This is a genomic window from Chloroflexota bacterium (assembly GCA_040902225.1).
Classification (GTDB): Bacteria; Chloroflexota; Limnocylindria; order QHBO01; family QHBO01; genus CF-167.
This window is the reverse complement of record JBBDXT010000005.1, coordinates 84273-109749: the sequence shown is the minus strand read 5'-3', so window position 1 is coordinate 109749 and position 25477 is coordinate 84273. Positions and strand designations below refer to the sequence as shown.

At 67.4% G+C, this 25477-nt stretch carries 24 protein-coding genes, 2 tRNA genes and 1 pseudogene; 13 read left to right on the top strand and 14 right to left on the bottom strand.

Annotated elements, in window-relative coordinates; genetic code table 11:
• Positions 1 to 52 precede the first annotated feature (52 nt).
• The 5 genes from WEB29_08225 to WEB29_08205 all read left to right on the top strand — a co-directional run bounded on the left by WEB29_08225 (position 53) and on the right by WEB29_08205 (position 4477).
• On the top strand, positions 53 to 1654 hold the full coding sequence (locus WEB29_08225) for an APC family permease (protein ID MEX2136919.1): 1602 nt from the start codon (positions 53 to 55) through the stop codon (positions 1652 to 1654).
• A 73-nt stretch (positions 1655 to 1727) separates the two neighbouring features.
• Positions 1728 to 2714 (top strand): metallophosphoesterase, encoded by a 987-nt coding sequence (locus tag WEB29_08220; GenBank protein ID MEX2136918.1) that lies wholly within the window; start codon positions 1728 to 1730, stop codon positions 2712 to 2714.
• Positions 2711 to 3472, top strand: coding sequence for a hypothetical protein (locus tag WEB29_08215; GenBank protein ID MEX2136917.1), 762 nt, complete (start codon positions 2711 to 2713; stop codon positions 3470 to 3472). The genes WEB29_08220 and WEB29_08215 overlap by 4 nt, the downstream gene beginning before the upstream one ends.
• A 413-nt stretch (positions 3473 to 3885) precedes the next feature.
• The gene (locus tag WEB29_08210) at positions 3886 to 4230 is read left to right on the top strand and encodes a GIY-YIG nuclease family protein (protein ID MEX2136916.1); all 345 of its coding nucleotides are present in this window, start codon (positions 3886 to 3888) and stop codon (positions 4228 to 4230) included.
• A 172-nt stretch (positions 4231 to 4402) separates the two neighbouring features.
• Positions 4403 to 4477 (top strand) — tRNA-Gln (locus WEB29_08205).
• A 129-nt stretch (positions 4478 to 4606) separates the two neighbouring features.
• On the opposite strand, the gene WEB29_08200 is transcribed toward WEB29_08205, so the two are convergent.
• The 9 genes from WEB29_08200 to WEB29_08160 form a co-directional block, all read right to left on the bottom strand.
• A complete protein-coding gene (locus tag WEB29_08200; GenBank protein MEX2136915.1) occupies positions 4607 to 5077 on the bottom strand; it encodes a hypothetical protein in 471 nt (156 codons plus the stop codon).
• Positions 5078 to 5100: 23 nt separating this feature from the next.
• Positions 5101 to 6309, bottom strand: a complete 1209-nt coding sequence (locus WEB29_08195; protein ID MEX2136914.1) for an ABC transporter permease — start codon at positions 6307 to 6309, stop codon at positions 5101 to 5103.
• The gene (locus WEB29_08190) at positions 6306 to 6980 is read right to left on the bottom strand and encodes an ABC transporter ATP-binding protein (protein MEX2136913.1); all 675 of its coding nucleotides are present in this window, start codon (positions 6978 to 6980) and stop codon (positions 6306 to 6308) included. The genes WEB29_08195 and WEB29_08190 overlap by 4 nt, the downstream gene beginning before the upstream one ends.
• Positions 6980 to 7147 (bottom strand): hypothetical protein, encoded by a 168-nt coding sequence (locus WEB29_08185; protein ID MEX2136912.1) that lies wholly within the window; start codon positions 7145 to 7147, stop codon positions 6980 to 6982. The genes WEB29_08190 and WEB29_08185 overlap by 1 nt, the downstream gene beginning before the upstream one ends.
• A gap of 11 nt (positions 7148 to 7158) precedes the next feature.
• Positions 7159 to 8133 carry an HlyD family efflux transporter periplasmic adaptor subunit gene (locus WEB29_08180; protein MEX2136911.1) on the bottom strand — a complete coding sequence of 325 codons (975 nt, stop codon included), beginning with the start codon at positions 8131 to 8133 and terminating at the stop codon, positions 7159 to 7161.
• Positions 8134 to 8228: 95 nt separating this feature from the next.
• Complete coding sequence (locus WEB29_08175) at positions 8229 to 10151, bottom strand: glycosyltransferase family 39 protein (protein ID MEX2136910.1); 1923 nt, start codon at positions 10149 to 10151, stop codon at positions 8229 to 8231.
• A gap of 776 nt (positions 10152 to 10927) precedes the next feature.
• Positions 10928 to 12223 carry a HAMP domain-containing sensor histidine kinase gene (locus WEB29_08170; protein ID MEX2136909.1) on the bottom strand — a complete coding sequence of 432 codons (1296 nt, stop codon included), beginning with the start codon at positions 12221 to 12223 and terminating at the stop codon, positions 10928 to 10930.
• Positions 12223 to 12897: a response regulator transcription factor gene (locus tag WEB29_08165; GenBank protein MEX2136908.1), complete on the bottom strand. Its 675-nt coding sequence runs from the start codon at positions 12895 to 12897 to the stop codon at positions 12223 to 12225. Before WEB29_08165 ends, WEB29_08170 begins: the two co-directional genes overlap by 1 nt.
• 167 nt (positions 12898 to 13064) lie before the next feature.
• A complete protein-coding gene (locus tag WEB29_08160; protein MEX2136907.1) occupies positions 13065 to 13661 on the bottom strand; it encodes a trypsin-like peptidase domain-containing protein in 597 nt (198 codons plus the stop codon).
• Positions 13662 to 14298: 637 nt separating this feature from the next.
• On the opposite strand from WEB29_08160, the gene WEB29_08155 reads away from it, so the two are divergent.
• From WEB29_08155 to WEB29_08135, 5 genes and pseudogenes are all read left to right on the top strand, one after another.
• Positions 14299 to 14685 (top strand): SRPBCC family protein, encoded by a 387-nt coding sequence (locus WEB29_08155; protein ID MEX2136906.1) that lies wholly within the window; start codon positions 14299 to 14301, stop codon positions 14683 to 14685.
• Positions 14642 to 14932, top strand: a pseudogene (locus WEB29_08150) (SRPBCC family protein). The gene WEB29_08155 and the pseudogene WEB29_08150 overlap by 44 nt, the downstream one beginning before the upstream one ends.
• Before the next feature lie 356 nt (positions 14933 to 15288).
• Positions 15289 to 16113 (top strand): MOSC N-terminal beta barrel domain-containing protein, encoded by an 825-nt coding sequence (locus WEB29_08145; protein MEX2136905.1) that lies wholly within the window; start codon positions 15289 to 15291, stop codon positions 16111 to 16113.
• Positions 16114 to 16558: 445 nt separating this feature from the next.
• Positions 16559 to 17419: a methyltransferase domain-containing protein gene (locus tag WEB29_08140; GenBank protein ID MEX2136904.1), complete on the top strand. Its 861-nt coding sequence runs from the start codon at positions 16559 to 16561 to the stop codon at positions 17417 to 17419.
• A gap of 186 nt (positions 17420 to 17605) precedes the next feature.
• Entirely contained in the window at positions 17606 to 17932 is a 327-nt protein-coding gene (locus WEB29_08135) for a hypothetical protein (GenBank protein ID MEX2136903.1), read from the top strand.
• An 844-nt stretch (positions 17933 to 18776) separates the two neighbouring features.
• On the opposite strand, the gene WEB29_08130 is transcribed toward WEB29_08135, so the two are convergent.
• Complete coding sequence (locus tag WEB29_08130) at positions 18777 to 19667, bottom strand: TIGR03560 family F420-dependent LLM class oxidoreductase (GenBank protein ID MEX2136902.1); 891 nt, start codon at positions 19665 to 19667, stop codon at positions 18777 to 18779.
• 231 nt (positions 19668 to 19898) lie between these two features.
• Here WEB29_08130 and WEB29_08125 point away from each other — a divergent pair, with 231 nt between their 5' ends.
• Positions 19899 to 20216, top strand: a complete 318-nt coding sequence (locus WEB29_08125) for a hypothetical protein (protein MEX2136901.1) — start codon at positions 19899 to 19901, stop codon at positions 20214 to 20216.
• Between the two features lie 144 nt (positions 20217 to 20360).
• Here the strand turns inward: WEB29_08125 and WEB29_08120 are convergent, their stop codons facing one another.
• On the bottom strand, positions 20361 to 20633 hold the full coding sequence (locus tag WEB29_08120) for a hypothetical protein (GenBank protein MEX2136900.1): 273 nt from the start codon (positions 20631 to 20633) through the stop codon (positions 20361 to 20363).
• A 148-nt stretch (positions 20634 to 20781) separates the two neighbouring features.
• Between WEB29_08120 and WEB29_08115 the strand changes: the two genes are divergently transcribed.
• Together WEB29_08115 and WEB29_08110 are read left to right on the top strand one after the other, a co-directional pair.
• Positions 20782 to 21162 carry a hypothetical protein gene (locus WEB29_08115; protein MEX2136899.1) on the top strand — a complete coding sequence of 127 codons (381 nt, stop codon included), beginning with the start codon at positions 20782 to 20784 and terminating at the stop codon, positions 21160 to 21162.
• A gap of 29 nt (positions 21163 to 21191) precedes the next feature.
• A tRNA-Arg gene (locus tag WEB29_08110) sits at positions 21192 to 21268 on the top strand.
• 10 nt (positions 21269 to 21278) lie between these two features.
• Here the strand turns inward: WEB29_08110 and WEB29_08105 are convergent.
• Genes WEB29_08105 through WEB29_08095 form a run of 3 tightly spaced genes read right to left on the bottom strand, consistent with a single transcriptional unit; the run spans position 21279 to position 25456 of the window.
• Positions 21279 to 22178 (bottom strand): DNA-3-methyladenine glycosylase 2 family protein, encoded by a 900-nt coding sequence (locus WEB29_08105; GenBank protein ID MEX2136898.1) that lies wholly within the window; start codon positions 22176 to 22178, stop codon positions 21279 to 21281.
• 3 nt (positions 22179 to 22181) lie between these two features.
• Complete coding sequence (locus WEB29_08100; protein MEX2136897.1) at positions 22182 to 23201, bottom strand: ACP S-malonyltransferase; 1020 nt, start codon at positions 23199 to 23201, stop codon at positions 22182 to 22184.
• Positions 23198 to 25456, bottom strand: a complete 2259-nt coding sequence (locus WEB29_08095) for a thiamine pyrophosphate-dependent enzyme (GenBank protein ID MEX2136896.1) — start codon at positions 25454 to 25456, stop codon at positions 23198 to 23200. The genes WEB29_08100 and WEB29_08095 overlap by 4 nt, the downstream gene beginning before the upstream one ends.
• Positions 25457 to 25477: the final 21 nt, after the last annotated feature.

The window sequence follows — 25477 nt, the reverse complement described above, 5'->3', positions numbered from 1 at the left end:
TCGATGGGGGGTTCAAGCGCCTGGCAAGGAGGAGGAAGTACTCGTGACAACCATGTCGCCCACGGTAGGGGCGCCTCGCCTGTTCGTGCGGAAGACGTCCGGTCTGATCCGCACGATCGGGGTGGGCGGCGCGCTCGTCTTCGGCGTTCACTGCATCTCCCTCTCGTCGTCGGGGATCCTCACCTTCTATTCGGTGCCCGGCCTGTGGCCGGGAGCGAACATCCTGGTCGTGCTGACCTTGGCGGCCGTGCTGTGCGCCATGCACGCGTACACCTTCAGCCAGATCGGGGCGGCCGCTCCGCGGGCCGGTGCTGACTACACGCTGGCCAGCCGCACGCTGACCCCCTGGTTAGCGTTTCCGGCCAGTTTTGCGCTGGTGCTGTTCAGCGGTCTGGTAGCGGGCAGCCTCATCGCGTGGATCCCAACCGTGGCGCTGCCCGCCCTGCTGCGCGCGTCGGGCGTCCTCTACAACGCTGCATGGGCGACCAGCCTCGCCGATTTCAGTGCCAGCACCACGGGCATTCTTGTGTTCGGGACCGTTGGCGTGCTGATCACGCTGGTCACGCTCTTCTACCCGACCCGAACCGTGGTCCGCATGATGGGGATCGGCTTCGTCTTGGGTCTGGTGGCCTGGGCGGTGATCCTCTTCGCCTTCGGCACGGGAAGTGAGCAGAGCTTCCAGTCGGGCTGGAACCAATCCGTTCCCTCGCTGCCCTACGACCAGGTCATCCCCACCGCCGAGTCGAACGGGATGGTCCTGGACACCAGCTTCGGCAACACGGCCATCGCCGGGCTGATCATGGGGTTCTGGATCTTTTACGGCTACTACATCCCCACCTTCTTCGCCGGTGAGGTGAAAGAGGCGCCGCGCACCCTGCTGTCAGGGGCGTGGGGATCGTTGGCCGTGACCTGGGCGATCTTCACCGGCGGCGTCCTCCTGTTCACGCGCTTCGTGCCGCAGGACTGGATGGCCGCACAGGGCTACCTGTTCATCAATGGGGTGGAGGGTGCGAACCCGTTCGTGACCTTCTACGCCAGCGTGCTGCAGCCGAACGTCCTCCTCTTCCTGCTAATGGCGGTCGGCTTTATCTACACCCTGATCAACCTGGCGCAGACCTACTTCTTCTATGCCAGCCGGATCATGTTCGCGTGGGCCTTCGATCGGGTTGTACCCGAGTGGATCGCCGAGGTCCACCCGGAGACCGGCAGCCCGCGCAACGCGGTCATGACCATCGCCGTGCTCGCTGAGTTGGGGGTGCTCGCGTCCGCCTTCTTCAGCGTGCTCTTCGTCCAGCTGAACTTCGTCTTCTATGCAGCGATCACGATGACCGTTCCGATCGTAGCCGCCATCGTCTATCCCTACCGCAAGCGCCAGCTGTGGGAGACCGGCGCGGGTCACGTGCGGGCCATGATCTTTGGCCTGCCGAGCATGACCGTAGTCGGGATCGGGACCCTTGCCTTCATCCTCCTGCTGGTAGCCTCGCCCTTCATCTGGCCGGCGGTCGGCTTCGGAGAGCAGCAGGGTGCAGCGGTGGCGGTCTTCGTCTCGATCATCATCGTCGGCCTGGTGATCTTTGCCGTCGCGCGCTGGTATCGCCAACGCGAGGAGGGGCTCGACATCATGGCCACCTTCGCGGAGATCCCGCCGGCGTAGGAGATAGACCGATGTGGCCGGGGCTGGCGCAAGCCCGCCCCGGCCCCCAAAGCCCCAGCTGCCGTGAGGTGAGATGCCACTCTTCTTCAAACGCTCCGACACGCCGGGCTCCGGCTTCCTGCGCATCATCCAGGCCGCGGACTTCCACGGTTCGACCATGGCCTGGCGGAAGTTCATGGCCGCGGCGAAGCAGCATCAGGCCCAGCACGCCATCGTCTCCGGCGACCTGACCGGAAAGGCCATTGTGCCGATCATCCGGACGGGAGACCGATGGGAGGGTTGGCTGTTCGGCCACCGCGAGGTGGCTGAGACCGAAGCCGAGCTCGCCGCGTTCAAAGCCAAGATCGAGAGAGTCGGCTTCTACGACCACGTGTGCGAGCTCGACGAGGCGAAGGCCCTTGACGCCGACAAGGATCGTCTGCACGCGCTCTTTGTGGAGAAGATGAATGAGCGGCTGCAGTCATGGCTCCAGTTCGCCGGCGAGTACTTGGAGCCACTCGGGATTCCACTCTGGGTGATCCCCGGCAACGACGATGACCTCAGCGTAGATCCGATCCTCAACGCGGCGGAGTACGCCCGCAACGTTGACCATCAGGTCGTCGAGATCGACGAGCACCACGAGCTGGTCAGCATGGGCGACACCTCGATGACGCCCTGGGAGTGCCCCCGCGACTACCCCGAATCGCACATGCGTGTCGCAGTTCGCGACCTGGTGGAGAAGATCCGAAATCCAACCGGGGCGATCTTCAACTTCCATTGCCCGCCGTTCAACACGAAGATCGACCAGGCGCCAGCACTCAAACCTAACCTTGAGATCGAGCACGAGGCCGGGCAGGTGATGATGACCTCGGCCGGCTCACCGGCGATCCGGCGAGCCGTGGAGGAGGTCCAGCCACTCCTGTCGCTGCACGGTCACATCCACGAAGCACGGGGCGTGCAGAAGCTTGGCCGCACCGTCGCCCTCAATCCGGGCTCGGAGTACGCTGAGGGCATCATGAAGGCGGCCGTCGTCAATCTCGAGCCGGCCCGCGTGAAGGGCTACATGCTGATCAGCGGATGAGCGGGGAGGAACCTCGCCGGTTCGAGGAGTTGTGGCCGCACGCGGACGCGCTGCTGACCGCAGCGGCCGAAAAGGGCGCCACGCTGCGGGTGATGGGTGGCCTTGCGGTGCGCAGCCTGTCGCCGGACCTTGGCGGTCTCGATCCCGAGCGTCGCGTCTACCACGACATCGATCTGGTCGGGCGGCAGCGTGAGGTCCGCGCGCTCGACGCCGCCGTGCTTGGGCTCGGCTATCAAGCGGACCGCGCCGTCAACACCCAATTCGGCACGGTGCGCCGGGTCTACTACCATCCCGACGGCTTTCACGTGGACCTCTTCTTCGAACGGCTGGAGTTCTGTCACACCATCGACCTTGGCGACCGGCTGCGGCTCCTGCCACGCACGATCCCTCCGGCCGATCTCCTCCTGCAGAAGCTCCAGATCGTCGAGCGCAACGAGAAGGACCTGATCGACGTCTTCTGGCTCCTTCTCAATCACGAGCTCGTGGTGGGCGATCCCGCGCAGATCGAGATCGACCGGGTCGTCTCGCTGACGGCGTCAGACTGGGGCCTGCACACCACCGCGACTGACTTCTTGGCCCACGCGCTGAAATTTCTGCCGCAACAGAAGCTCACTTCGCAGTCGCACGATAGGGTGGCCGCTCGGCTGGCCGGGTTGCAGACGGCCATCCATGCGGCGCCCAAGTCGCTCCGCTGGCGCGCGCGGGAGCGAGTCGGGCGCCGCGTTCGCTGGTATCGCGTCGTCGAAGAGGTTTTGTGAGGCCCGCGGCAAGCAGCCGCGCAAGCAGGCGTCCTAGCTGCCGGTGATTCCGCGTTGCGCCAGCCGACGGTTTCGTGGCTGCGTTGGTAGCGGGCGCGATGCAGGAAGCTCGACCTTCGACCTGATCTCGCGCCCGACATGGTCCGCCTCGTACGGTCGTGCGCCCCGGTGGATGAGCAGCGAGCGCCAGCCCTCTGCTGGGGCCCAGCACCCTTATCGGCATCCTTATGGAAATCGCACCATGCCTACCACAGCGGCTCATGGAGCGTAAATCGCGTCAGGTTGGCTCGCGTGGTGCGGATTTCCGCGCATCCGGTATGCGGTACCAGTCTCGCCCTCATCGGCCCGATCCACGCTCGGATCGGGCTCTTTCGCGCCCGCGGCGCGGCGGTTTAGTCCCTTATCTGCAGCGCGTGCTCACCACCGTGCGCCGCACCTTCGCCGCGCTGCTTCACGACACCCTGGGCTTGCGTGGCATACCCCGCCACCCGGCGCGTCCCGAGCGCTTCGCCAATTACGGACTGTCGCCCGAGCATGACCAGCTGCTGACAGGCTGGATGCGCTCGCGGCTGGCGCTGGCCGTGTGGTCAGCCGTCGGCTCGGCGAGCCTGATCGCGACCGAGCGAGCTGTTCTGCAGCGCTGGCAGCCGCCCCTCAACCTCAAGGACGTCCAGACGCCGTGGTCGGCCACGATCAGCGCGGCGAGGCGCGTGATGGCCGCCGAGGCGCGGGCCTATGCGGCCCGGCCAGCCCCGTAAGCTGGGACTTATCGCCGCTCCGCTACAATCGTCCCCGAGCAGCGAGCCTCATCCGTCGAATGGGCACTTGATCGTTCCGATTCGGCGAATGGGCATCTGACTAGTCTCCGGAGTGGGCACCTGACATTCCGGAAAACAGCAGTCGGAGGACCGCCGCTCAAGCACGGAACACTGGGGAGTGGCCAAGCGGTAAGGCGCCTGACTCTGGATCAGGAGATCGAAGGTTCGAATCCTTCCGCCCCAGCCAAACCCACAAGGTGTGGGGATTCGCCTCTCGACCGATACCACCCATGGTGGTATTTCGATGGCTAGTGCACCTGACTCCCCTGATTCGAGGGGCGTCGTCCCCCACGCTCTCATTGCGGCTCGGTGATGGTCACGGAGCTGGCGTCCACCTCATTGCTGCCCACATGCCTCCATCGCCGAAATCGATCCCGATGCGCACGTCCGTGCCTTCGGCCAGCTCATCCGAGGTGGCGGTGTCCTCGCGCGCATAGGTCGTGTCACCCGAGAGGTTGACGGTGATGGTGGAGCCGTCCGCGGTCTGGAGGGTGAGCACGTCGGCGTCGAGCGACGTGATCGTTCCCGTCAGCCCAAGCCCGCCGCCCCCGAATCCACCGCCGCCCGGGCCCTGGCCTCCTGGTCCCTGGAACCCGCCCGGCCCCGGACCGCCTCCGCCTCCGGGGAAGGCCGCGGCTGCTGGGGCCGTCAGGCGGCCGCCGGCGAAGGCCAACCCGCCGACGGCGAGGGCGCCGCCAAGAGCGAGTGCCGCGAAGATCCGAGGTGATGTTGGCCGCCGCCGGCTCTTTTCCAAGAGCTCGGCAGTCGGAGAGGTATTGGTTGACATGATGGTTACGTACTCCTCTTGGTTCACTCGTAGCGAAGCGCCACGATCGGGTCGAGCACGGCTGCTTGGCGCGCCGGCCAGACTCCGAAGACGATGCCGATCAGGGCGCTGAAGCCCAGGGCGATGCCGACGGTCGGGAGGCTGAAGACGAAACCCCAGCCCGCGACCTGACCAATAACAAACGACGCCAGCGCGCCCATGGCCACGCCCAGAATCCCGCCGAGGACCGACAGAACAACGGCCTCGACCAGGAATTGAGCGAGAACATCGCGGCGCTTGGCACCGATTGCCTTGCGGATGCCGATCTCTCGCGTTCGTTCTCGAACGCTGACCAGCATGATGTTCATGATCCCGATCCCGCCCACCACCAGCGAGATCGAGCCGATGGCGACCAGCAGCAGTGTCAGCGTGTCCGAGACGGACGTGGCCACCTCCAGCAGCTGATCGTGGCTGGCCACGCTGAAGTCGCTGTCCTGCGAGTCATTGATCCCGTGGCGTGCCCGCAGCAGGGCCGAGACCAGGGAGCTCGCTGCGCTCGTGCTATTTCCCTCGACCACGCTGACACTGATGCTGCTCAGGCTGTCCCCGCCGACCAATTGATGCGCCAGGGTGGCCAGCGGCACGAACACGACATCATCGGTGGCGCCCCCGACTCCACCCTTCGGTTGAAGGATGCCAATCACGGTAAACGGCAGGCCGCCGATGCGGATCTGGCTGCCGAGGTCATCCGCGTCCAGTCCCAGCGTCTCAGCGGTGTCGGCCCCCAGGACCGCAACGCGCAGCGAGTAGTCCTCGGCAGCTTCATTCAGGAACGATCCCTGCCAGATCTCGTAGGCGCGGATACCGAGGTAGGAGCTGGTGGTGCCCGTGATCGTGGTCGTCGTGTTCTCGTCGCCATAGGCAACCACCTGTTGGGTTGTTGCGGTCGGCGCCACGGCGGCCACCGATGCCAGCTCCGCGATCGCCGCGGCATCCTCGAGGCTGAGCGTGCTGGCGCTCCCTGCCGCGCCGCGCACCAATCCGTTGAATTGGCCGCCAGCGCTGATCGTTAGCAGGTTCGTGCCCAATGCGCTGATCGAACTACTGATGCGTACTCCGGACCCTTGACCGACCGCCACGACCGCGACCACCGAAGCGACCCCGATGATCACGCCGAGCATGGTCAGTGCGCTCCGCAACGGGTTGGCGCCGATGCGCTGCAGCGAGAGCACGATCAACTCGCGGACGCTCATGCCGCCACCTGCCCATCTCGCAGGTGGATCTGCCGGCCCGCCGCTTCGGCCACCTCGCGCTCATGGGTGATGAGCACGATCGTGCGTCCCGCTTCGTTCAGCTCGTGGAGCAGGCTCATGACCTCGGCCCCGGTACGCGAGTCGAGGTTGCCGGTCGGCTCATCGGCCAGCACCATGCGCGGCTCGGTCACGATGGCGCGTGCCACAGCCACCCGCTGCTGCTGTCCTCCCGACAGCTCGGAGGGGTAGTGGCTGAGCCGATCCGCCAAGCCGACGCGCTCGAGCGCCTCTCGCGCGCGGCGCAGCCGCTCCGCCCGTGCAACCCCCTGGTAGAGCAGCGGCGTCGCCACGTTCTCGAGGGCGGTGGTCCGCGGCAGGAGGCTGTAGTTTTGGAAGATGAAGCCGATGCCTCGACTGCGGACGATGGCCAGCTGGTCATCGGTCAGTCCGTCGACTGCGACCCCATCGAAGAGATAGCGGCCGGAGCTCGGCCGGTCCAGGCAGCCGAGGATGTTCATCATCGTCGTCTTGCCCGAGCCTGACGGCCCGACGATGGCGACGAACTCGCCCTCGCCGACATCCAGGGTGGCGTCGATGAGCGCCGGCACCTCGACCGGCCCCAGCCGGTAGATGCGGCTCACCTTCTGGAGCGAGATGATCGCGCTACCCATCAGTTGCCGCCCGGAGCCACAAAGCCGCCCCCGCCTGGTCCGCCGAAGCCGCCTGGTCCGCCGAAGCCGCCGTTGTTGGTCGTGGTCTGCTGGTCGGACGCGGTGCCCGTGACCACCGTCTCGCCGGCACTCAGTCCGTCGGTGATTTCCGCCAGATCGTCGGTCACCAGGCCAAGTTCTACCGGACGCGTCTCGGTGGAGCCGTCTTCTGCCAGCACGGTGACCGTGTACGCGCTGACCCATCGATGGCGGCGCTCGGGACAGCCAGCACGTCGAGTGCCTCTGCGGCCACCACGCTGATGTCGGCGCTCATGCCCGGCCGCGCTCCGTCGGGCACCTCGTCGAGGCGGATCAGAAATCCGAATCCGACCACGCCGCTGGTCGAAGAGCCCGATAGGGCGACATCGGTCACCTGGCCGTTCACATCGGCGTCAAGGGCGGACAGGCTGACGGTCGCCTCCTGGCCGACGGCAATCGTCGATACGTCGGCCTCGCTGACGGTGCCGGTAGCGACCAGCGCGTCAGAGGTGATCACGATCGCCGCCCCGTCGGGAGCACTCGTCCCCTCCTCGATGTTCAGTGTGGTGACGGTGCCGGCGGCCGGCGCGACCAAGCTCGTGTGGTCGCTGGCGGCCTGCAGCTGCGCAAGCGTGCGCTCAGCCTCGAGCAGCGCGGACTCGGCGGTCGCAACCGCCAGGTCATCGTCGGCTGCGTCAACCTGTTCCTCGGCGGCATCGACCTTCGCACTAGCGACGGCGATATCGGCTTGGAGGTCGGAGGTGTCGCTGGTGGCCAATACATCACCCTCGGCGACGTGGTCTCCAAGGGCCACGTTGACGGCCGCGACGTTCCAGGTGACAGTCGAACTCGCGCCGCCCGGAGAATCCGTGCTGCCGTCCGTCGACGGCGAGCCAGTTGTCGACGGCGAGGCGTTGGAGACGACCGGCTCGCTCCCGAAGCTCAGCGTGTAGGTTCGAGCCGCCTGGAGAGTTCCCGTCGCCACCACTTCGTCGGTCACGTCCGCGGTAGCCACGGTCGACGTCAGATACTCGACCTCCTCGCTCCCCGCCAGCGTCGGACCGAGGACGGCGAACGCCACGGCAGCCAGCCCGACCAGGACGAGGCCCGCAGTCGCAAACCACCAAAGTCTCATGAGAATCCCTTTCGTTGGGCTGGCGCAGACGGGTCGCCTGCGTGCCGTGGTTCAGTTCTAACGGCGCCGTCTTGGAGGATCATGGGAAATCGCCCTCATCCGAGCGGAGTCGTGAGGTCGTAGACGGCCACGCCGCCGACGGTCATCGCCGGGAACGTGGTATTGACCCACTCCGCGATCTGCGCCGCTACATCTGAACCGCCGCTGGCGCCGCGGAATCCACTTGCGTCCCCACCAGCCACGTAGTAGTGGATCGCCCCGTCGGCCACATAGGCCTGGAATTGCGCAAGCGTGGGGTAGGGGTCGGTCCCGTTGAAGCCGCCGATGCTCAACACCGAAGTCCCACTTGACAACGCCAGGCCGGCGGCGTTATTGGCTCCGGTCGTGGCGGCGGCCCATCGGAACCCGTCGGCGTCCGTCTCCAACAGGTCGATCAGCTCAGGGTCCGCCGCACCGGCATCCAAGAGGCCGCCCAACCCGCCACCACCACCGCCGAAGCCGCCGCCGAACCCACGACCTGGCGGGCTGAATGCGCCGCCGTCGTTTCCGCCGAACCCGAAGCCTCCGCCGCCACCGAACTGGCCGGCCCCAGTTTCTGCGCGCGGTGCCGCCGTTGGGATGGCGCCGGTGTGCGGCTCGGCGGCGGTGGCGACCGATGCGACCCCCGGGCCTAGCAGCAGGGCGCCCAGGGATGCAAGAAGGGCGATCCGTCGCGTCGCCCTCCTGAAATCGACGATGGCGAGCAGCAACGCCGCAACGGCGAAGGTACCGGCGGCGATTACCGCCCAGGCCAGCCAGGGCATCCAACTGGGGCTGTTCCACAACAGGACGGCAGCCCAAACCGCCGACACGCCGACGGTTGCCGCCGCAACAATGAGTGACCCCGCTTGCGATCGTCGACGCCAGGCGGTTCCGGCCCCGATGCCGACGAGGGCGGCGATCGCCGGCGCCAAGGCAACGGTGTAGTACTCATGGAAGATGCCCTGCATCAGGCTGAAAACCAATCCGGTCCCGACTAGCCACCCGCCCCAGAGCAGCACATGGGCGCGGGCCATGTCGGTGCGGGGCGTGCCGCGCCTCCACAACAGCAGGCCGCCCAGCGCCACCAGCGCCGCCGGTAGGAGCCAGCTGGCTTCGGTGGCCGTTTCGCCTTGGAACAGTCTGAGCAGCCCGGCACCGGCGCCGAACCCTCCGCCTCCTCCGACGCGTCCGATCTCATCTCCGGACAGGCGCCCGAGGCCGTTATAGCCGAGCATCAGCTCGATGAGACTGTTCGTCTGTGATCCACCAACATATGGGCGTGCGTCGGGCGGCAAGAGCTCCACCAGGGCTATGTACCAGCCGGCCGAGACCAGAACTGCTACGCCTGCGGCAGCGACCTGCCACAGCCTGCGTCGGAGGGTGGTTGGAGCGGCTACGAGATAGACGCCGGCCAGGGCGGGGACGATCAGGAAGCCCTGCAGCATCTTTGTCAGGAATGCGAGCCCGACCGCCACTCCAGCCGCGACCAGCCAGCGGGTCGAAGCGGTCTCCAGCGCTCGCGTGGTGGCGTAGACCGATCCGACCAGCAGGAGGACGAGCAAAGCGTCCGGGTTGTTGAACCGGAACATGAGAACCGCCACCGGGGTAAGGGCGAGGAAGGTGCCGGCTACGAGCCCGGCGATCGGACCGAAACTTCGCCGGACGGTCAGATACAGGAGCCAAACGGAGCCGACGCCCATCAGCGCTTGGGGCGCGAGCACGCTCCACGAGCTCATGCCGAACATCCGGACGCTGAGGGCCATGACCCACACCGAAGCGGGGGTCTTGTCGATGCTGATCGCGTTTCCAGCGTCCAGCGCCCCGAACAGCATCGCCAGCCAGTTCTCCGAGCCTGCCTGGGCAGCAGCGGAGTAGTAGGCGTTCGCCCAGCCCGATGCATCCAGCCCCCACAGGTACAGCACTCCGGTTCCTGCCAGGACGAGGGCCAGCGCAGGGGTGACCCACGCGGCATCGCGAGTCCGAGGAATCAGTCGCATCCACCCTGTTGGCAGGGGCGGCGCCGAAAGACGCGATCCGGCACGGCGCAGTGCGTCCGGAATGGCAGTCCGCGGCTCGGGAACGCCGGAGGTCGTGTGGCTGGTCATGCGAAACCAGCCTTACGCCCGAGCATTGGAAACGCATGGGAGTTTTCGAAGAGACAGCCGTGAGAGGCGTGGGTATTGCCCACGCCTCTCGAACCCATGAAGATGTCTCGGAGGTTGCCGGCGGAGGCGCACGGGGCGGATGTGCGGATCCCAAGGCGGAAAGGGGGGACGTGGGGTTCGCGTGGCGGCGTGCATCGAGTCCGGGTTCCGGTGAGCTCTGCGCCGCGTGCTGGCCTGGGGCTAGCGGGCCGGTGCGGGAGAGTTTCCGCGCCAGTTCGACGCTCGCCGCCTGGATCAAAGCGTGGAGCTCGATACGCCCTACCAGGCGGAGGCAGTACCGGCGGGGACGGCCCCCGGTCGTGCTGACCAGACCCTCCGCCTCTAGGCTCCGCAATAGGGTGGCCAGTGGCATCTCGCTCTCAAACGCGGGGTCGCGTCCAAGCTTGCGCACCAGCGCGACGAAGTCGAGCGGTCCGGCGGCGTTGAGCTCGGCGAGAATCCGCAGCCGGGCAATGTCTCGTCTTGTGATGACCGAGGGGAGTGGATTGGATGACACGGTTCCGTCCCTTCCGCGGCATGTGGAGTGGACCAACTCCGCCCTGTTCAGGCCACCCCTCAGTTCTAAGGACTCATGCTGAGAGGGTCATGGGATTGAGCACTGCCAGAGGCTAGTGACGTGGCAGGCGTAATTCGAATCTGGCGCCACCACCCTGGGGCCGGTTGCTGACCTCGAGGGATCCCCGGTGGTGCTCGGCGATCCACTTCGCGATCGACAGCCCGAGGCCGGTGCCGCCCGGTGGGGCGTCGGTCGCTCGCCAGAAGCGATCGAAGACGTGCGGAAGATCCTCGTCACGAATTCCCGCGCCCTCATCCTCGACCGACAGGTGAGCGGAGGAGTCGCCCGCTACCGTCACGCTGACCGTGGTGCCGCTGGGGCTGTGGCTGATCGCGTTGCCGGCGAGGATCGCGGCCAGCTGACGGAGTCGCTGCGGGTCGCCCTCGACGATGACCGGCGCGGCATCAAGGCGGAGGGCAACGTTGCGCTCGGCCGCCAGAGTCCGCAGGCCCTGCAGCGCTTCGTCGGCAACTTCCGATAGGTCGAAGCGTTCCGATCTGAGCGTGACCGTACCGGAGTCGCTGCGGGCCAGGAGCAGGAGGTCATCGACAAGCGCCGTCAGCTGTCCGATCTCGCCCCGCATGTCGTTGACGACGTCGGTGGCCTCCCTTACCCGTTTCTCCGGGTGACGCAGGAGGTATTCCAAGCTCGTCTGGAGCACGGTCAGCGGAGTCCGCAACTCGTGGCTGGCATCCGCTGCGAACTCGCGTTGTCGGCGGAGAGACTCCCGGATCGGCACCAGCGCTCGCCCGGCGTACAGGAAGCCAAAGGCGGTCGCGACCGCAAGGACCGCCAGCCCGCCGGCCACCAGCACCGTCAGCAACGCATTAAGGGTCCGCACTTCCGCCGAGCGATCCTGGATGACCTGGACCACGTAGGCGTCGCCATCAACCGTTACCGATTCGCTGAGGACCCTCACTGGCGTGCCACCAATGGTGGCATCTCGCAGATCCCTGCCGTCGGTAAGGGCGCAGTCGACGCCTTGGGCCACCGGCAGATCGGTGGAGTCCTGAGGCCGTGGTCCGACGATCTGGCCCCGCTCGCCGACTATGACGGCAAGGGTTCCCGACGCCGGACCGCCCAGAATTGGCCGACCGAACGGGCTGTCGTCCGATCCATCGAGGACCGGTCCTGGCGGCTGCCCGCGGAGGACGCCTGTGAGCACGGCGGCACGTTGCTCGAGTTGGGCTGTCCCGGATGCGGAGAGGGAGGCGTTGACACTGAGGTAGAGGGCGGTCCCCAGAGTGACGAGCAGCAGCAGCGTGGAGCCAGCGCTCCACGCCACCAAGCGCCAGCGCACACCACGCAGCAGTCCAGAGTCGCGGGTGTGGCCGGCACCTGCGCGCATCAGGCCCGAGCCATGCGATAACCGACGCCTCGCACCGTCTGGATCCGAGAGCCCTCCTGGCCGAGTTTCGTCCGAAGGTAGTGGACGTAGGTGTCCACCGTGTTGTGAGTCAGGAATTCACCGAATGGCCACGCTGCGTCGAGCAGCTGATCGCGGGTCATGACCTGGCCAGGATGCCGCAGCAGGGTCTCAAGCAATGTGAACTCGCGTCGGCTGAGTTCCACTTGTCGCCCTCCGACGAGAACCTGTCGGAGGCCCTCGTCGAGCACGATCGAACCATTTGAGATGCGCGAGTCTGCTTCGCGCCGGCTCGCGTTGCGCCGCCCGAGGGCACGTATTCGCGCGGAAAGCTCCTCGAAAGCGAACGGCTTGACCAGGTAGTCGTCGGCACCGGCATCCAGGCCGCCGACCCGATCTTCCAGCGCGTCGCGTGCCGTGAGCATGATGATCGGCAGGTTGGAGCCGGCGGCTCGCAGCCGGCGAGCGACCTCGGTTCCGGGCATGTCTGGCAGGCCGATGTCCAGCACCATCGCGTCGATGCCATCGCCTGCCTCAGCGATCTCGAGGGCTTCCTCTCCAGAGGCGGTCAGCTCAACCAGGTGCCGCTCCTCGCGGAGGAGCCGCTGCAGGAGACGGCCTAGACGGCGATCGTCCTCGACCACGAGAAGGTGCATCGCTCAGGATCCTTGATACGGCTTCGTGGCGCCGGCCGCCGTGCTGGGGGGAAGCACAGCGGCCGGCCAACATAACTGATAGCGGCCGATTCTGAGAGTGTCCTTGGAATGCGCCGCGCGCGCCGCGCCATGCGACCGTTACGCCTTAGGCTGGCTTGCGGACCCCGTCAATCTGCGGCAAATTGCGCGACGAGGTCCACGACGACACTCGCCGGGACAGCGAAGGCCACGCCTTGCGCGCCTTCCGCGACGGCTGTATTCACGCCGACGACATCCCCGGTCGCGTCAAGCAACGGTCCGCCTGACATGCCGGAGTTCAGCGCTGCATCGGTCTGGATCACACCGGTCAAGGTTTCGGTATCGAATGGTGTGCCGGCGGAGGCGGTTATCTCGCGGTCGAGGCCGCTGACCACACCGACGTTCACAGTGCCGGGATATTGGCCGAGCGCCGTTCCCATCGAGATCACAACGGATCCGACATCGGGCAGGCCCTCCGCAAGGCTCAGGGTTGGCAAGCCAGTTTCATCCACATCGAGTAGGGCAACGTCGTGGTCGCCGTCGCTCGCTACCACCGTGGCGGTCGTCTGGGTCTCGTCGTTGAAGATCACGGTTACCGTGCTGGCTCCGTCGACGACATGCGCGCTCGTCACGATCAGCCCATCCGCGCTGATGACGAAGCCCGAGCCCGAACCGGTGGCGGTGCCACGGAAGCTCGTCGACGAAACCTCGACGGTGACCACCGCATTGCTGGCATCAGCGACCACCCCTGAGATTGTCGCCTCGGTCGTGGACGTGTCCTCCGTGGCCGCCAGAACGGTACCGCCCGCGGCAACGGACGATGACGCCGACGAGGCCTCGGTCGTCAAGAGCGCTGCGGCGAGGGCAGCGGACGATGCGCCGGCCACAAGCGCGCTCGTGAGCGAGGCCACAACCAGCACCGACCACCGTGCCCTCCACTGCGGCACGGGATGGAATGAGTCTGTTTCCCGGGTCGCCACCATCTGCGGCGCCTGCTCGTTCGTAGTCATGCCCCCAGGTGTACGGCTCGGTCCTGAGAGGATCATGGGAAGACGGGGCCATCCAACTCACGTCAGGCGACATGCCGCAGCGACGCTCCTAGGCGTGGCGCCGGATTTGTACCCTCAGTCGTACCCTCAAGCCGGCCGGAAACGACCGGGACTGGCCGGAACCCACCGTAACAACCGTACTCAGTCGGACTCCACCGGAGGCTTCCCGCGATTCCGGTATGCGGTACCAGTACGGTTGATCAGACCGATCCGTGCTCAAATCGGGCCGCAAGCGGTCCGATACGGTGTCGTCTGAGCCCTTATCTGAGCCCGTTCACCCGTTCGCACCGCTACGGTCTTGTGCCTCGGCTACACCTCGCAGCGACGCCACAGCATGTGGCACAACGTGAGGCCGCGGCACCATATCTCGTCGTCTTGGCGCCGGCGAGTAGGACGAAGGCAGGACGGCGCCGGTCTCTACAAGTCGCCCTGTCGTCGAGCGGCGGACGTCGCTCAGGCGAGGTGTATAACGGTGAGGGTCGTAAGCGCGAAGCTTCCCCATCCCTGGAGGAGATTGGAGGATCGAGTCATGGCAACATTCGACGTCAGCACCACGATCAAGCGACCTGTAGAAGACGTCTTCGCAGTGATCGGCAACGTCGAGAACAGCCCGAAGTGGTCATCGGCCGCGCTGGAGGCCAAGCAGACCTCGCCCGGCCCCATGGGCGTCGGCACAACGGCGCTTCGTCGGCAAGCTTTTTGGTCGGCGCATCGAAAGTGAATCGGAGGTCACCGAGTTCGAGCCCAACCGGAAATACACGTGGCAGAGCAAGTCGGGACCGTTTCCCATCAAGGGTTCAGCGACCTTCGAGCAGATCGAAGGCGGCACTCGAGTCAACACGACCGTGGAGCTGGAGCCGGGCGGCTTCTTCAAGCTAGCCGAGCCGCTCATCGTGAGCATGGCCAGGCGGCAATTTCAGAGCGATCTCGACAACCTGAAGGACCTGATGGAAGCCAACGCGCTGTAAGCGGGTACTGGTAGGAAGCCTGGTCGCAGGGTAGGGGATGAGGCCCGGGCCGCCGCTCCCCCCGAGGGAGCGGACGTGTGCGATTCCTGAGAGCGCCAGCCCGTGGCGCCGTGCCTCAGGAGTCAGTTCCACCCCGACGATTCGGCCGCCGGCAATGGTGATCCTCCCAAAGGTCGTCCGACGGCGCTGCCGATGGCCGACGGTCCAGCTTGCGTCGCACCACGGCCGGAGTCCCGCAACCGGTAGGGCGCCCGATCGGTATAGTGGCCGTCGGACCTGTCGATCCGCTCACACGCGGCCGACTCGCAGCGTTGCGGCTCTGAGCGGGGACAAGGTCCAGACTCGGAGGGATGGATATGCCTGCTGACGCCGTCGCGACCGTGGTGGCGCTGTGGCGCTATCCCGTGAAATCGATGATGGGGGAGCAGCTCAACGCCGGTGAGGTGACCGACCGTGGCCTGCTGGGCGACCGGCGGTACGCCCTCGTCGATCGCGAGACCGGCAAGGTCGCCAGTGCGAAGTTCCCGCGCAAGTGGCCGACGCTGCTCGCCTATCGAGCGACGTACGTCGAGCCGCCAGCCGGCACCGACGGCCTGCCAGCGGTGCGGATCACGCTGCCGGACGGTCGGATCATCCGCAGCGACGACCCCGATGTTGACCAGGTCCTCTCGACCGACCTCGGCCGAGACGTGGCCCTCGACCGCTCCGCGCCAGAGGCGCCGAGCCTCGAGGAGTACTGGCCCGACATGGAAGGCCTCGATCACCGGGACGCGCTGACCGAGGAGGCGATGCCGCCCGGCACCTTCTTCGACGTCGGCATCGTCCACCTGCTGACGACCGCCACGCTCGACCGGCTCCGCCAGCTCTACCCGGAGGGTCGCTTCGAGGTCCGCCGCTTCCGACCGAACGTGGTCGTCGCTCCGACCGACGGCCAAGCCGGCTTCATCGAGAATGCGTGGGTCGGGCGATCCTTGGCGATCGGCGACGAGGTCCGTCTGCGGATCACCAAGCCGTGTCAACGCTGCGTCATGACGACCATCGCGCAGGACGATCTGCCGAAGGACCCCGGCATCCTGCGGGCCGCGGCGCGCCACAACAAAGTGAACGTGGGCGTGTACGCCACGGTCGAGCTCCCCGGCCGGGTTCGCCGCGGCGACGAAGTGTGGCTGCCGCCGTCCTGAGTCAGGCCGGCTTTGGGAAGAATTCCTTCCTGCGGGACCTCCAGGCGAGCGGGGTCATCGAGTCGATCGCGACATCTGCATCGGGCGACGTAACGATCACCTTCTCAGTCCAATGCAGGCGACCCCGGCCCGTTGCCGTACTTACAGTTCCGTTGACCCGTGCGGCTTGACAGTGAGGAGCTTGGCGCAGGAACCCCGCTCCTTTACCGCTGAAAATAGAGGCCATTCGAGTGCTAGGCTCTCGCGCGATGAGCGGTGACACGGTCGCATGCTTCAATCGCCCAGCGCGCGCCGTGGACGTGTGATCGGCCGAGCTGCCAAGTGTGCTAGCCGTTGGGGTGGCTCATGACCAAGGCCACGGCGATGCCGAAGACCGATCGAACGATCGAGCTCAGCGCTCGCTGACCAGTGGGTCGAGCACATGTAGGGGGGAGGAGGAACGGGCATGAGCACCCAGACATTCGACGCGGCCGCATACAAGTTCGGCCAGCGCCGGGACTGGACTGAGGCCGCCGCGGGCTGGCGGAAGTGGTGGCAGCCCCTGGAGGCTGCGCTAGGGCCCGTCGGAGATCGCCTCGTCGAGCTCGCGGCGATCCGGGCAGGACACCACGTCTTGGACATCGCCACCGGCATCGGGGAGCCGGCGCTCACCGCCGCCCGCGTGGTCGGTCCCGCCGGCAGGGTCGTGGGGACCGACATCTCGCCCGGAATGCTCGAGGTGGCCCGGGAGCGCGCCTCGGAGCTCCGCCTGGGGAACGTCGAGTTCCACGAGATGGACGCGGAGGCGCTGGACCTGCCCGAGAGTAGCTTCGACGCAGTCCTGTGCCGGTTCGGGCTCATGTTCCTCCCGGACGTCGACCGGGCCTTGGTCGGCATCCGGCGGTTCCTCGTGCCTGGCGGCCGCTTCGTCGCGTCCGTGTGGGGGCCTCCCGATCGGTACCCGGTGGCCACCGTAGCCTTCGGGGCCGTCGCCCGGGTGCTGGAGCTGCCGGCGCCGGCACCAGGAACGCCAGGGATGTTCAGCCTGGCAGATGGGGACGAGTTGGCGGGCCGGTTCCGAGCGGCCGGATTCGCCGATGTGCACACGGAGACTCTTCTGGTGCGGTACGAGTTCGACTCGCTCGACGAGTACATGCGCTTCCTCCAGGAGGTCGCAGCGCCGATCAACAACCTCCTGGCCGACGAAAGCCCCGAGCGCAAGTCGGAGGTGTGGGGAGCAGTGGCCGAGGCGAACGCCCAGTTCGTGGGGGCCGATGGCAGGCTGCAGGGTTCGGGGGAGAGCATCCTCGTCGCCGGACGCAGGTGAGGAGGTGCGTTCGCCGTCGTAGGCTTCTACCGGTCCGGGGCGACGTTGACGGCGTGAGGAGCTTCAGCGGCCACTGGCCGCCGGCTGCCTCGTCGTTGGCGTCATTGTGGAACGAAGCTCGCCATCGCCGCGGCGGCGAACGACGGCGACCGAGGCGAGCGAGCGGCCCAACCGAAGGAGCAAGCGGTGATCGTCCGCATCTGGCGCACGCAAATAGACGCAGAACGCGTTGACGAATACGAAGGCTTCGCGCAGGAGCAGTCGCTGCCGATGTTCCGCCTACAACGAGGCTTTCTTGGCGTCGTCTTCGCCGGCACCGCCGCCGACCGCGCGGTGGTCACCTTCTGGGAAGACGACGAAGCGGTCGCCGAGCTCGAGCAGTCGACGAGCTATCGCGAGACAGTCGAGCGTATCGTCGCGACGGGGTTGCTGAGCGGCGAGCAGTCGGTCGAGCTCCTCAGGTCCCACGGTGACGCAGTCCTTCCGCAGCGAACACAAGACACAGACAGCTAACGCCACCAGGTTGCCGAGCCAACGCAGAACCGCCGCGGGTCGACATATGCTTCGAGCGCGCGCGCGAGCCGTTCGCACGACGCGTGCGAGACGATCATCCCGACGGGCACGTCGACCGCGCTCTGCCCGTCATCGATGCGGACGAGCTCGAGGTTGACCCAGCGATGCTGCCGCGACCTGTGCCGCGGTGCCAGTAAGCCGCCGCTACGCGCCCGCCGCAAGGCTGCCATCGGGCCGGGTGCGCGTTGACGGCGACCGTAGGCCTCCCTCCCGTTGACTCGCCGAACAGCGGGTACGCATACTTGCTGCACCTTCGGATTCCCGAGGGACGCAAGCTGGAAGGATGACTCCATGGCAGGCCTCACCCCCTCCCCGGACAAGCGGTGATCTCCAGGTGACGAAGGAGTGCTCGGAGTACAAGGGCCTCGCCGGTGACTTCTGCACGATCACGTCCTCGAACGTCGAGGCGATCGAGGTCGGCTCGAAGGTCGTCTATGGGCTGAGCACCAACGCAGCAAGAAGGGCAGGGATCAAGCGACGCATGGTTTCTCCCACTGGCAGGCGAGGGACGAGGTCGGCGGCCATTAAGCGCCAGACGCGCTCATCGCGCAATCCCTCCGCCGGGCAAAGCGTCGACGCGACGCACCACCGCTCGGCGAGCGCTTAGCGCGACAACACGAACCGACGGGTGTTCGCGCTCGACCAGTCGCGCTCAGGCCATTTCCACTCCCGAACCGATCACCATGCCATCCAGCAGGATGTCGCTGAGCATCCGCGAGCGGGAATTCTCCTGGCTGCCATCAGTTCCGCAGGGGAAGGTGACCGCGCGCGGTACCGCACGCCCTCAGCTCGGCGAAAGGACGGACCCAGCAGCCGCGGCGTCGGCGGCCAACAACTCGAGCGGCTCGTCGCTGGCGGCGGTCTCCTGGATGAGGCCCATCACCCGATGGAGGCCGAGCTCGCGATAGCCAGCCAGCAGCTCGATGCGCGAAGGTCCGGCGTCCTTCAGGACGTAGCGGCTGATATTCACCGACAGGCGCAAGGTCGAAGGATCGCGGCCGATCTCTTCGCACCGCGAGGCGATGATCGGCTTGGCCTCGCGCACCTCGTCGGGCGTCAGCCAGTCGAGGTTGAGCTCATCTGCGAAGCGGGCAGCCAGGCGCCAGGTCACGTTCGGGCCGTTGCCGCCGACCATGACCGGCACGCGTGGCTCCTGGAGGCCGCGTGGGACATTGATGGCATCGGTGACCGAGGCGTACGTGCCCGTAAATGTCGCCCGGCCGGGCGCGAGCATGCGGGTGATCACCTCGAGGTGGTCGGCGAGGGTGGCCAGGCGCGTCTTGGTGTCGGGGAAGCCGTAGCCGTAGGCCCGCCACTCGTCCTCCTTCCAGCCGGCGCCGATCCCCAGCTCCATCCGGCCGCCACTGATCACGTCCAACGTGCCGATCATCTTCGCCGTCAGGGCGGGGTTGCGATACGGGGTGCAGATCACGACGTGCCCCAGCCGCACGCGATCGGTCGAGGCGGCCAGGGCGGCGAGTGTGGTGAAGGACTCGAAGGTCAGCTCATCGGTCGGCTCCGGCTCCGTCTGGAAGTGATCGAAGACCCAGATCGATTCGAAGCCGAGGCGCTCTGCCTGGCGCGTGACCGCCAGCGTCCGCTCCCATGCGCGTCGAGCATCCCAGCCGTCGTATTCGCCGGTCCAGCCCTGCGGGACCACCACGCCGATCTCCACCCCGCCAACCTACCACGCCCCAGGACAGACCTTTCCACCGTCCAACCGGCGCATGTCCACCTGAGGCCCCTCGTGTGGAAACGAATGTGGATAAGTTGGTGGACAGACCCCCTTCGCAAGGTCGGTTGGGGCCCGTACCATTCGGCGCCGACGCCTATCCTCGGTCGGTCGCAATCATCGGTCCCGTATGGGAAACCTTCTACACCTCGCCATTCGGAGGCTTGCCGAACCATGTCGCAGCGGTCCATGCCGTCGTCCGCGCGACCGACGCCGGGAGATCCCCCCGCCGATCCGCCCCCTCCCGATGTCGCTGAATTCATCCGCTTCTGCCACGACCGCAAGCCGGTCGGCTGGCCCGAGCTGTATGACGAAATGTGTGCCGTTGCCGCTCGCCGCGAGTTCAATGGCTGGGATAACGAACAGTTCGCGGCGCGGGGGCTGACCTTCAGCCTGTTCGAGATGCCCAGGCTCTCGGGTTGGGTGCGAGCCGTCCTGTCCGTGCCGGTGCAGCCGATGGAGGGCGTGGCAGTCCCCCTGATGCCGGGCTGACCCGCTCTGGTTGAATTGGGCGGCGATTGCGTCAGGGCGACGCGGATGGCCTCTCGCGATCGGCGAAGCGGCGCTGGTGCGAGGGCGCACCAAGTTGTCCACATCGAGGCATCTGTAGCGTGCGGATGTCCACAAAAGCAGTGTCTAGTAGCTGTGGCGACGCGCCATCTCGCGTTCGATCAAGCGCTCCATGACCATGTACTTCTCGATTCGCCGCCGCAGTTCGTTGGCCTCCGGGGTGTAGAGGTGCACGAACTGCTGGAGCTCGAGTGAGAGCTTGCGGCTGAACATGCGCGCGTGGTCCAGGTTGCGCCGCAGGAGCACCTGGTCCATCCGACGAAGATGCTCCTCGTTGAGCAGGTCCTCGTCGCGCAGCAGCTGCTGATCGGTCTCGATCTGGGTCGGTTGAAGCTGCACCGGGGCTATGATTCGGTCGTCTGCCATATCGCGCGCAGTCTACCAATGCACGCTTAGGATCGTGCCTAGCGGGACCGGTCCGACGTTCGCGAGATGGCCCGAGCCATCGGTCCCGCAGGCAATCTGTCGAGGAGGGAGGTGTTTTCCGATGAGCGAACAGGGATACGAGAACCAGACCGCGCCCGAGGCGCTCAAGCAATGGCGCTCGGCCGAGCGAACGGTCGCAGTCGCCCGCCGAGGCAGGCTCGCCGCCCAGGCTGCGGCGGCCGCCGCTCAGGAAGCAGCCGACGCGGCGATCGCCACCGCGAAGGCGTCGAAGGCAGCTTTGGCAGCCGCGACGCTCGCCGAGACATCCGCGGCAAAGACGGCAAAGGCAGCGAAACTGACGGTCGAATCGACGCTCGTTGACGTTGCGGACACCGAGACCGAGACCGCGTTCGCCGAAGTTGATGAGGCCGAGGCCCACGGGCGGTATCGTGACGCGGCCGCGCGCGCCGCGAAGCGAAAGGGCGTGCCCGAAGCCGGCTAAGTCCTGCGTAGACTGATCGCCCGGGACCCGTCCCCGTAGCTCAGTGGACCAGAGCGGCTGCCTTCTAAGCAGCGGGTCGCAGGTTCGAATCCTGCCGGGGACGCCACCTTAGTCCCTCAGATCCCTGCGATGCTCTGCGGCGCCATTCGCGGTGCGTAGCGCGGCGCGTGGATCCCGCTCGCCTCGAGGAGGCGCTGGACGCGTCCGCGCTGTCCCCGGTATGGCTCGAGGAGCTCGAGCATGCGGGCGTCATCGGCGCGCGGCTCACGCGCGAGCGCCCAGGCCACCACGTTCGGAAGGTGGTAGTCACCGACGCTGATTGCGTCGGGGTCTCCGAAGGCGATGCGGCCCACCTCGGCCAGGGTCCATGGACCGATCCCCGGCACCGCTCCGAGCCGGGCATACGCCTCGGCCGGCGTCGCTGTCTCGAGGCGCCGCGCCAACGACGCGGTTGTGCGGATGAGGTCGGCGCGGCGCCGTTCAAGGCCGAAGCGATGGAACGCGAAGTAGGGGAGTGCGGCGAGCGCTGACGCGGGTGGCGGGAGGCGAAGGCCAGATGGGCCGGGCGCGGGCTCGCCGTGGCTGGCGATAATCCCCCGGAATGCCGCTCGCGCCTCGACGCCGGCTACCTTCTGCTCGCAGATCGCGGGCAGCAGTGCCTCGAACGGGCGGTTGGTGCGCGGCAGTCGCAGGCCGGAAAAGCGGTGCACCAGCTCGCGGATCAGCCGGTGCTCCGGGACCATCGCGCTCGGGTCATCATTGGCGCCGACCAGGTCGGCCGCTCCGGCGACCGCGCTCGCCGCTCCCGGACCCCATGCCGAGACCTCGACACCACCCTCGACGGCGTGCAGCCGTATCGTCGCGGCCCCCTCCGGCGTGCGTGTGGCGCGCCAGATGCCGTCCGGCCCAAGGCGGATCGTCGGGTCGCCCCGACCATGGGCGATCGGCCCCATCGTCAGGGCAAGGTCGATCGGCGAGGGGAGCGAGACGAACCCGCTGGCGTCGGGCTCGGGCATCGGTCAGCGATGCATGCTCAGGACGACGGGTGCCTCCGAGCGCTGCACGGCCTCGAAATCCTCGCGCGAGCGGATGCCTCGGTAGCCCTCGGCCACGACGAGCTGCCCGCAGATGCCCCCCAGCGAGTTGCCAGGTCCGGGCAGCACCAGCACGTCGGGCGCCTCCTCGCGCAATGCGACGCGGACGCTGACGGCAAAACGGAAGGGAGTCGTCACCTGCTCCCCGAGGGTGTAGTCGCGGAGCGCAGCAGGGTCCGTGGACCATGGCGTCCAGCGGATGCCCCGCCCGTCGATGATGGTCGCCGAGGGTGCCCGCCAGTCCAGGTCGCCGAGCTGATCACGCGCAGCCTCTGCCACGTGCGCAACCAGCGGGGTGTGGTACGGCCCATGCTGGGAGAGGCGGAGCGGGAACATCCTCTCGCCGACGCGCACCGGCGCGAGCCGGCCGAGCAGACGTGCCACGCCGGCCTCATCGCCGGCCAGGACGGCGTACGCACCCAGGTCGATGCTCTCGTGCACGTGTCCATCGCCATTCACCGCCGGATCACTGAGGGCGGCGTCGACCGCGGCCTGGAGCTGCGGGTCGGGGCGCCAGGCCGCGTCCGCCAGCGGGTAGATCACCTGTCCGCCCGGACCCCCGCTCGGCAATGGCTCCTGCTGCAGGATGGCCATCTCCTGGACGAGCCGAAATGCGTCATCAAAGGGCAGCGCTCCGGCCGCGGCCAGGGCCGTGTACCAGCCGAGCGAGTTTCCAATGACCGCGGTGACCCGGTGGTCCTCCACGGCCGCCTCGGCATCCAGCATCGAGACCAGGAAGATCAGCGGCGAGGCGTGGATCGGCTGGAGGTGGCGCGTCGGGTCGAAGCGATCCGAGCGGTCCAGGTCCAGCAGTGGCTCGAGGCCGTAGCCGGCGCGGAGCTGCTCGGCGCGCAGGACCCAGGGGTGAGCCGGCTGCAGTGAGCCGAGCGAGGCCGCGGCATACGAGCCGCGCCCAGGGCAGGCGAGTACGGCCCGTTGGGTCATGCGTGCAGCCGGCCGCTGACCGTGGTCAGCGCCCCGGCCACGACCTGGTCGGTTCCGATCAGCACCGCACTGGTGGCCGAGCCGAGCGGGACGAAGCTGTCGACCGCGCGGACCGACCACAGACGACTCCCGATGCCGGCTTCGGCAAGGTCCGCAATGATCGCGTCTGCCACGCCGCCGCCGGTGCGGCGGCACTCGTCGACCACCAGGACCGCGCCGATGGCCGCTGCCTGTTCGCGGATCGCCTGGTGGGGGAGCGGATTCAGCCAGCGGATGTCAAGCACCCTGGCCGCGATCTCGTGCTGCTCACGCAGCCGCCGCGCCGCCTGCAGCGACAGGCGCAGGCCGTTGCCGTAGCTGACGATCAGCAGGTCGGCGGTGCCGGTGTCCAGCGGGCCGTAGATGCCGACCTCCCCGGGGAGCAGTGCGGAAGGCGGCGGGGGGTAGTCGGTCAGCCAGCCACCATCGCCATCGGTCTCGAGGTCCTTCTCGTGGTACAGCGCGATCGGCTCCAGGAAGACCACCACCCGTCCGTCCTCGGCCGCCATGGCGACGGCGCCACGCAGCATCCGAGCCGCATCGTCCCCACGCGCCGGGACGGCCACCACCAGTCCGGGGATGTCGCGCAGGGCGCCGACGCTGTTGTCGTTGTGGAAGTGGCCACCGAAGCCCTTCTGATAGCCGAGCCCGGGGACGCGGACCACCATCGGATTGCGGAACTGACCCGAGCTGAAGAACTGGAGGGTCGCCGCCTCGCCCCGCAGCTGATCGAGGGCGTTGTGGAGGTAGGCCAGGTACTGGATCTCGGCGATCGGCAGGAGACCGATGTGCGCCGCGCCCTGGGCGATACCCAGGATCGAGGTCTCGTCCAGCAGGGTGTCGAAGACGCGACCGGTCCCGAATCGGCGCTGGAGGCCGTTGGTGACGTTGTAGACGCCGCCCTTGCGCCCGACATCCTCCCCGAACAGGATCAGCTCCGGCCGCCGTCCCAGCTCGTCGGCCAGTGCGGCGTTCAGGCATCCGGCCAGCGTCCGCGCAGTCGGAATCAGGGCATCCTCGGGCAGCGTGCCGCCATGCAGCTCGAAGCGTGCCTCGGGATCCAGCAGCGGCTTGGCCGCGCGCCCCACGATGCGAACCGGGTGGTATGGCGCCATCGGAGCGACGACCTCTTCGGTCGTCTCCAGTCGCGGTCGGCGCGTGGCCTCCTCGGCGGCCGCCATCACGCGCTCGCGGGTGTCCGCCACCATCGACTGGAGCTGCCCCGGCGTCGCCGCGCCCGTCTCGATCAACCGACGGGCGTTGCGCAGCAGCGGATCCCGCGACTCATTCTCGGCGATCTCTTCCGCGGACCGATATGACTGCTCGGCGTCGCTGCCGGCATGGCCCCACAGCCGGACCGTGCGCAGGTGCAGGAAGGCGGGTCGCCGGGCTCTGCGCACGAACCGCACCACCTCCGCGACGGTGTCCCAGACCTCGTCGATCTCTCCCTCGGCCAGGTCGTAGCGCAGGTGCTCGAGGTGGCCGAAGCTCGACGCGATCCAGCCCTCGGGAGTTGGCACGCTGATGCCGGTCTCGTTGTCCTCGCATACGAACAGGATCGGCATGGGCAGTCCGAGTCGCACCGCGTAGCGCGCGGTGTTGATCGCCGCCAGCGCGGTGGCGTGGTTGATGGTGGCGTCACCGAACGAGCAGAGCACGATCGCGTCGTCAGGGAGATCGGTCGCCACGCCGAGTCGTCGCGCACGGGCCAGGCTGAAGGCGAGTCCCATCGCCTTGGGCAGATGGCTCGCGATGGTCGACGTCTGCGGCGGGACCCAGAGCGGGCGGCTGCCCCACACCTTGTGCCGTCCCTGCGCAATCGGGTCGTCGCTGCTGGCGACGATGCCGAGCAGCGAGTCGAAGGCCGGCGTGCTGCCAGGCAGCTGGCGCGCTCGCGCCATCATCAGCGCGCCTGACCGATAGTGCAGGAAGGCCGGGTCGTTGATCCGCAGCTGGGCCCCAACCACGACGTTGTTCTCGTGGCCGGCGCTGCTGATGGTGTAGAAGCTGCGGTTGGTCTTCTTGAGCTCGCGGGCTGCCACGTCCAGCTGGCGCGAGACGAGCTGGTCCTCGAACAGCTCGATCGCCTTGCGGGCGGTCAGCCCACTCCCTTTGCGCAGCGGGGCGTCTCCGCGGAGCTGAGTCGGCGGGGCAGCCGCCTGAGCGAGGTACGCATCGAGCGAGGCCTCGACGATGGCGACGCGATCGAAGGTCATGGCGAGTGCGGCCCTCGGTGG

Excerpts from the sequence above, each read along its gene's own strand:
- WEB29_08225 (MEX2136919.1), top strand. The coding sequence starts at position 53 with ATGTCGCCCACGGTAGGGGCGCCTCGCCTGTTCGTGCGGAAGACGTCC.
- WEB29_08220 (MEX2136918.1), top strand. The coding sequence starts at position 1,728 with ATGCCACTCTTCTTCAAACGCTCCGACACGCCGGGCTCCGGCTTCCTG.
- WEB29_08215 (MEX2136917.1), top strand. The coding sequence starts at position 2,711 with ATGAGCGGGGAGGAACCTCGCCGGTTCGAGGAGTTGTGGCCGCACGCG.
- WEB29_08200 (MEX2136915.1), bottom strand. The coding sequence starts at position 5,077 with ATGTCAACCAATACCTCTCCGACTGCCGAGCTCTTGGAAAAGAGCCGG.
- WEB29_08195 (MEX2136914.1), bottom strand. The coding sequence starts at position 6,309 with ATGAGCGTCCGCGAGTTGATCGTGCTCTCGCTGCAGCGCATCGGCGCC.
- WEB29_08190 (MEX2136913.1), bottom strand. The coding sequence starts at position 6,980 with ATGGGTAGCGCGATCATCTCGCTCCAGAAGGTGAGCCGCATCTACCGG.
- WEB29_08180 (MEX2136911.1), bottom strand. The coding sequence starts at position 8,133 with ATGAGACTTTGGTGGTTTGCGACTGCGGGCCTCGTCCTGGTCGGGCTG.
- WEB29_08175 (MEX2136910.1), bottom strand. The coding sequence starts at position 10,151 with ATGCGACTGATTCCTCGGACTCGCGATGCCGCGTGGGTCACCCCTGCG.
- WEB29_08170 (MEX2136909.1), bottom strand. The coding sequence starts at position 12,223 with ATGCGCGCAGGTGCCGGCCACACCCGCGACTCTGGACTGCTGCGTGGT.
- WEB29_08165 (MEX2136908.1), bottom strand. The coding sequence starts at position 12,897 with ATGCACCTTCTCGTGGTCGAGGACGATCGCCGTCTAGGCCGTCTCCTG.
- WEB29_08155 (MEX2136906.1), top strand. The coding sequence starts at position 14,299 with ATGTGGCACAACGTGAGGCCGCGGCACCATATCTCGTCGTCTTGGCGC.
- WEB29_08145 (MEX2136905.1), top strand. The coding sequence starts at position 15,289 with ATGCCTGCTGACGCCGTCGCGACCGTGGTGGCGCTGTGGCGCTATCCC.
- WEB29_08140 (MEX2136904.1), top strand. The coding sequence starts at position 16,559 with ATGAGCACCCAGACATTCGACGCGGCCGCATACAAGTTCGGCCAGCGC.
- WEB29_08125 (MEX2136901.1), top strand. The coding sequence starts at position 19,899 with ATGTCGCAGCGGTCCATGCCGTCGTCCGCGCGACCGACGCCGGGAGAT.
- WEB29_08115 (MEX2136899.1), top strand. The coding sequence starts at position 20,782 with ATGAGCGAACAGGGATACGAGAACCAGACCGCGCCCGAGGCGCTCAAG.
- WEB29_08105 (MEX2136898.1), bottom strand. The coding sequence starts at position 22,178 with ATGCCCGAGCCCGACGCCAGCGGGTTCGTCTCGCTCCCCTCGCCGATC.
- WEB29_08100 (MEX2136897.1), bottom strand. The coding sequence starts at position 23,201 with ATGACCCAACGGGCCGTACTCGCCTGCCCTGGGCGCGGCTCGTATGCC.
- WEB29_08095 (MEX2136896.1), bottom strand. The coding sequence starts at position 25,456 with ATGACCTTCGATCGCGTCGCCATCGTCGAGGCCTCGCTCGATGCGTAC.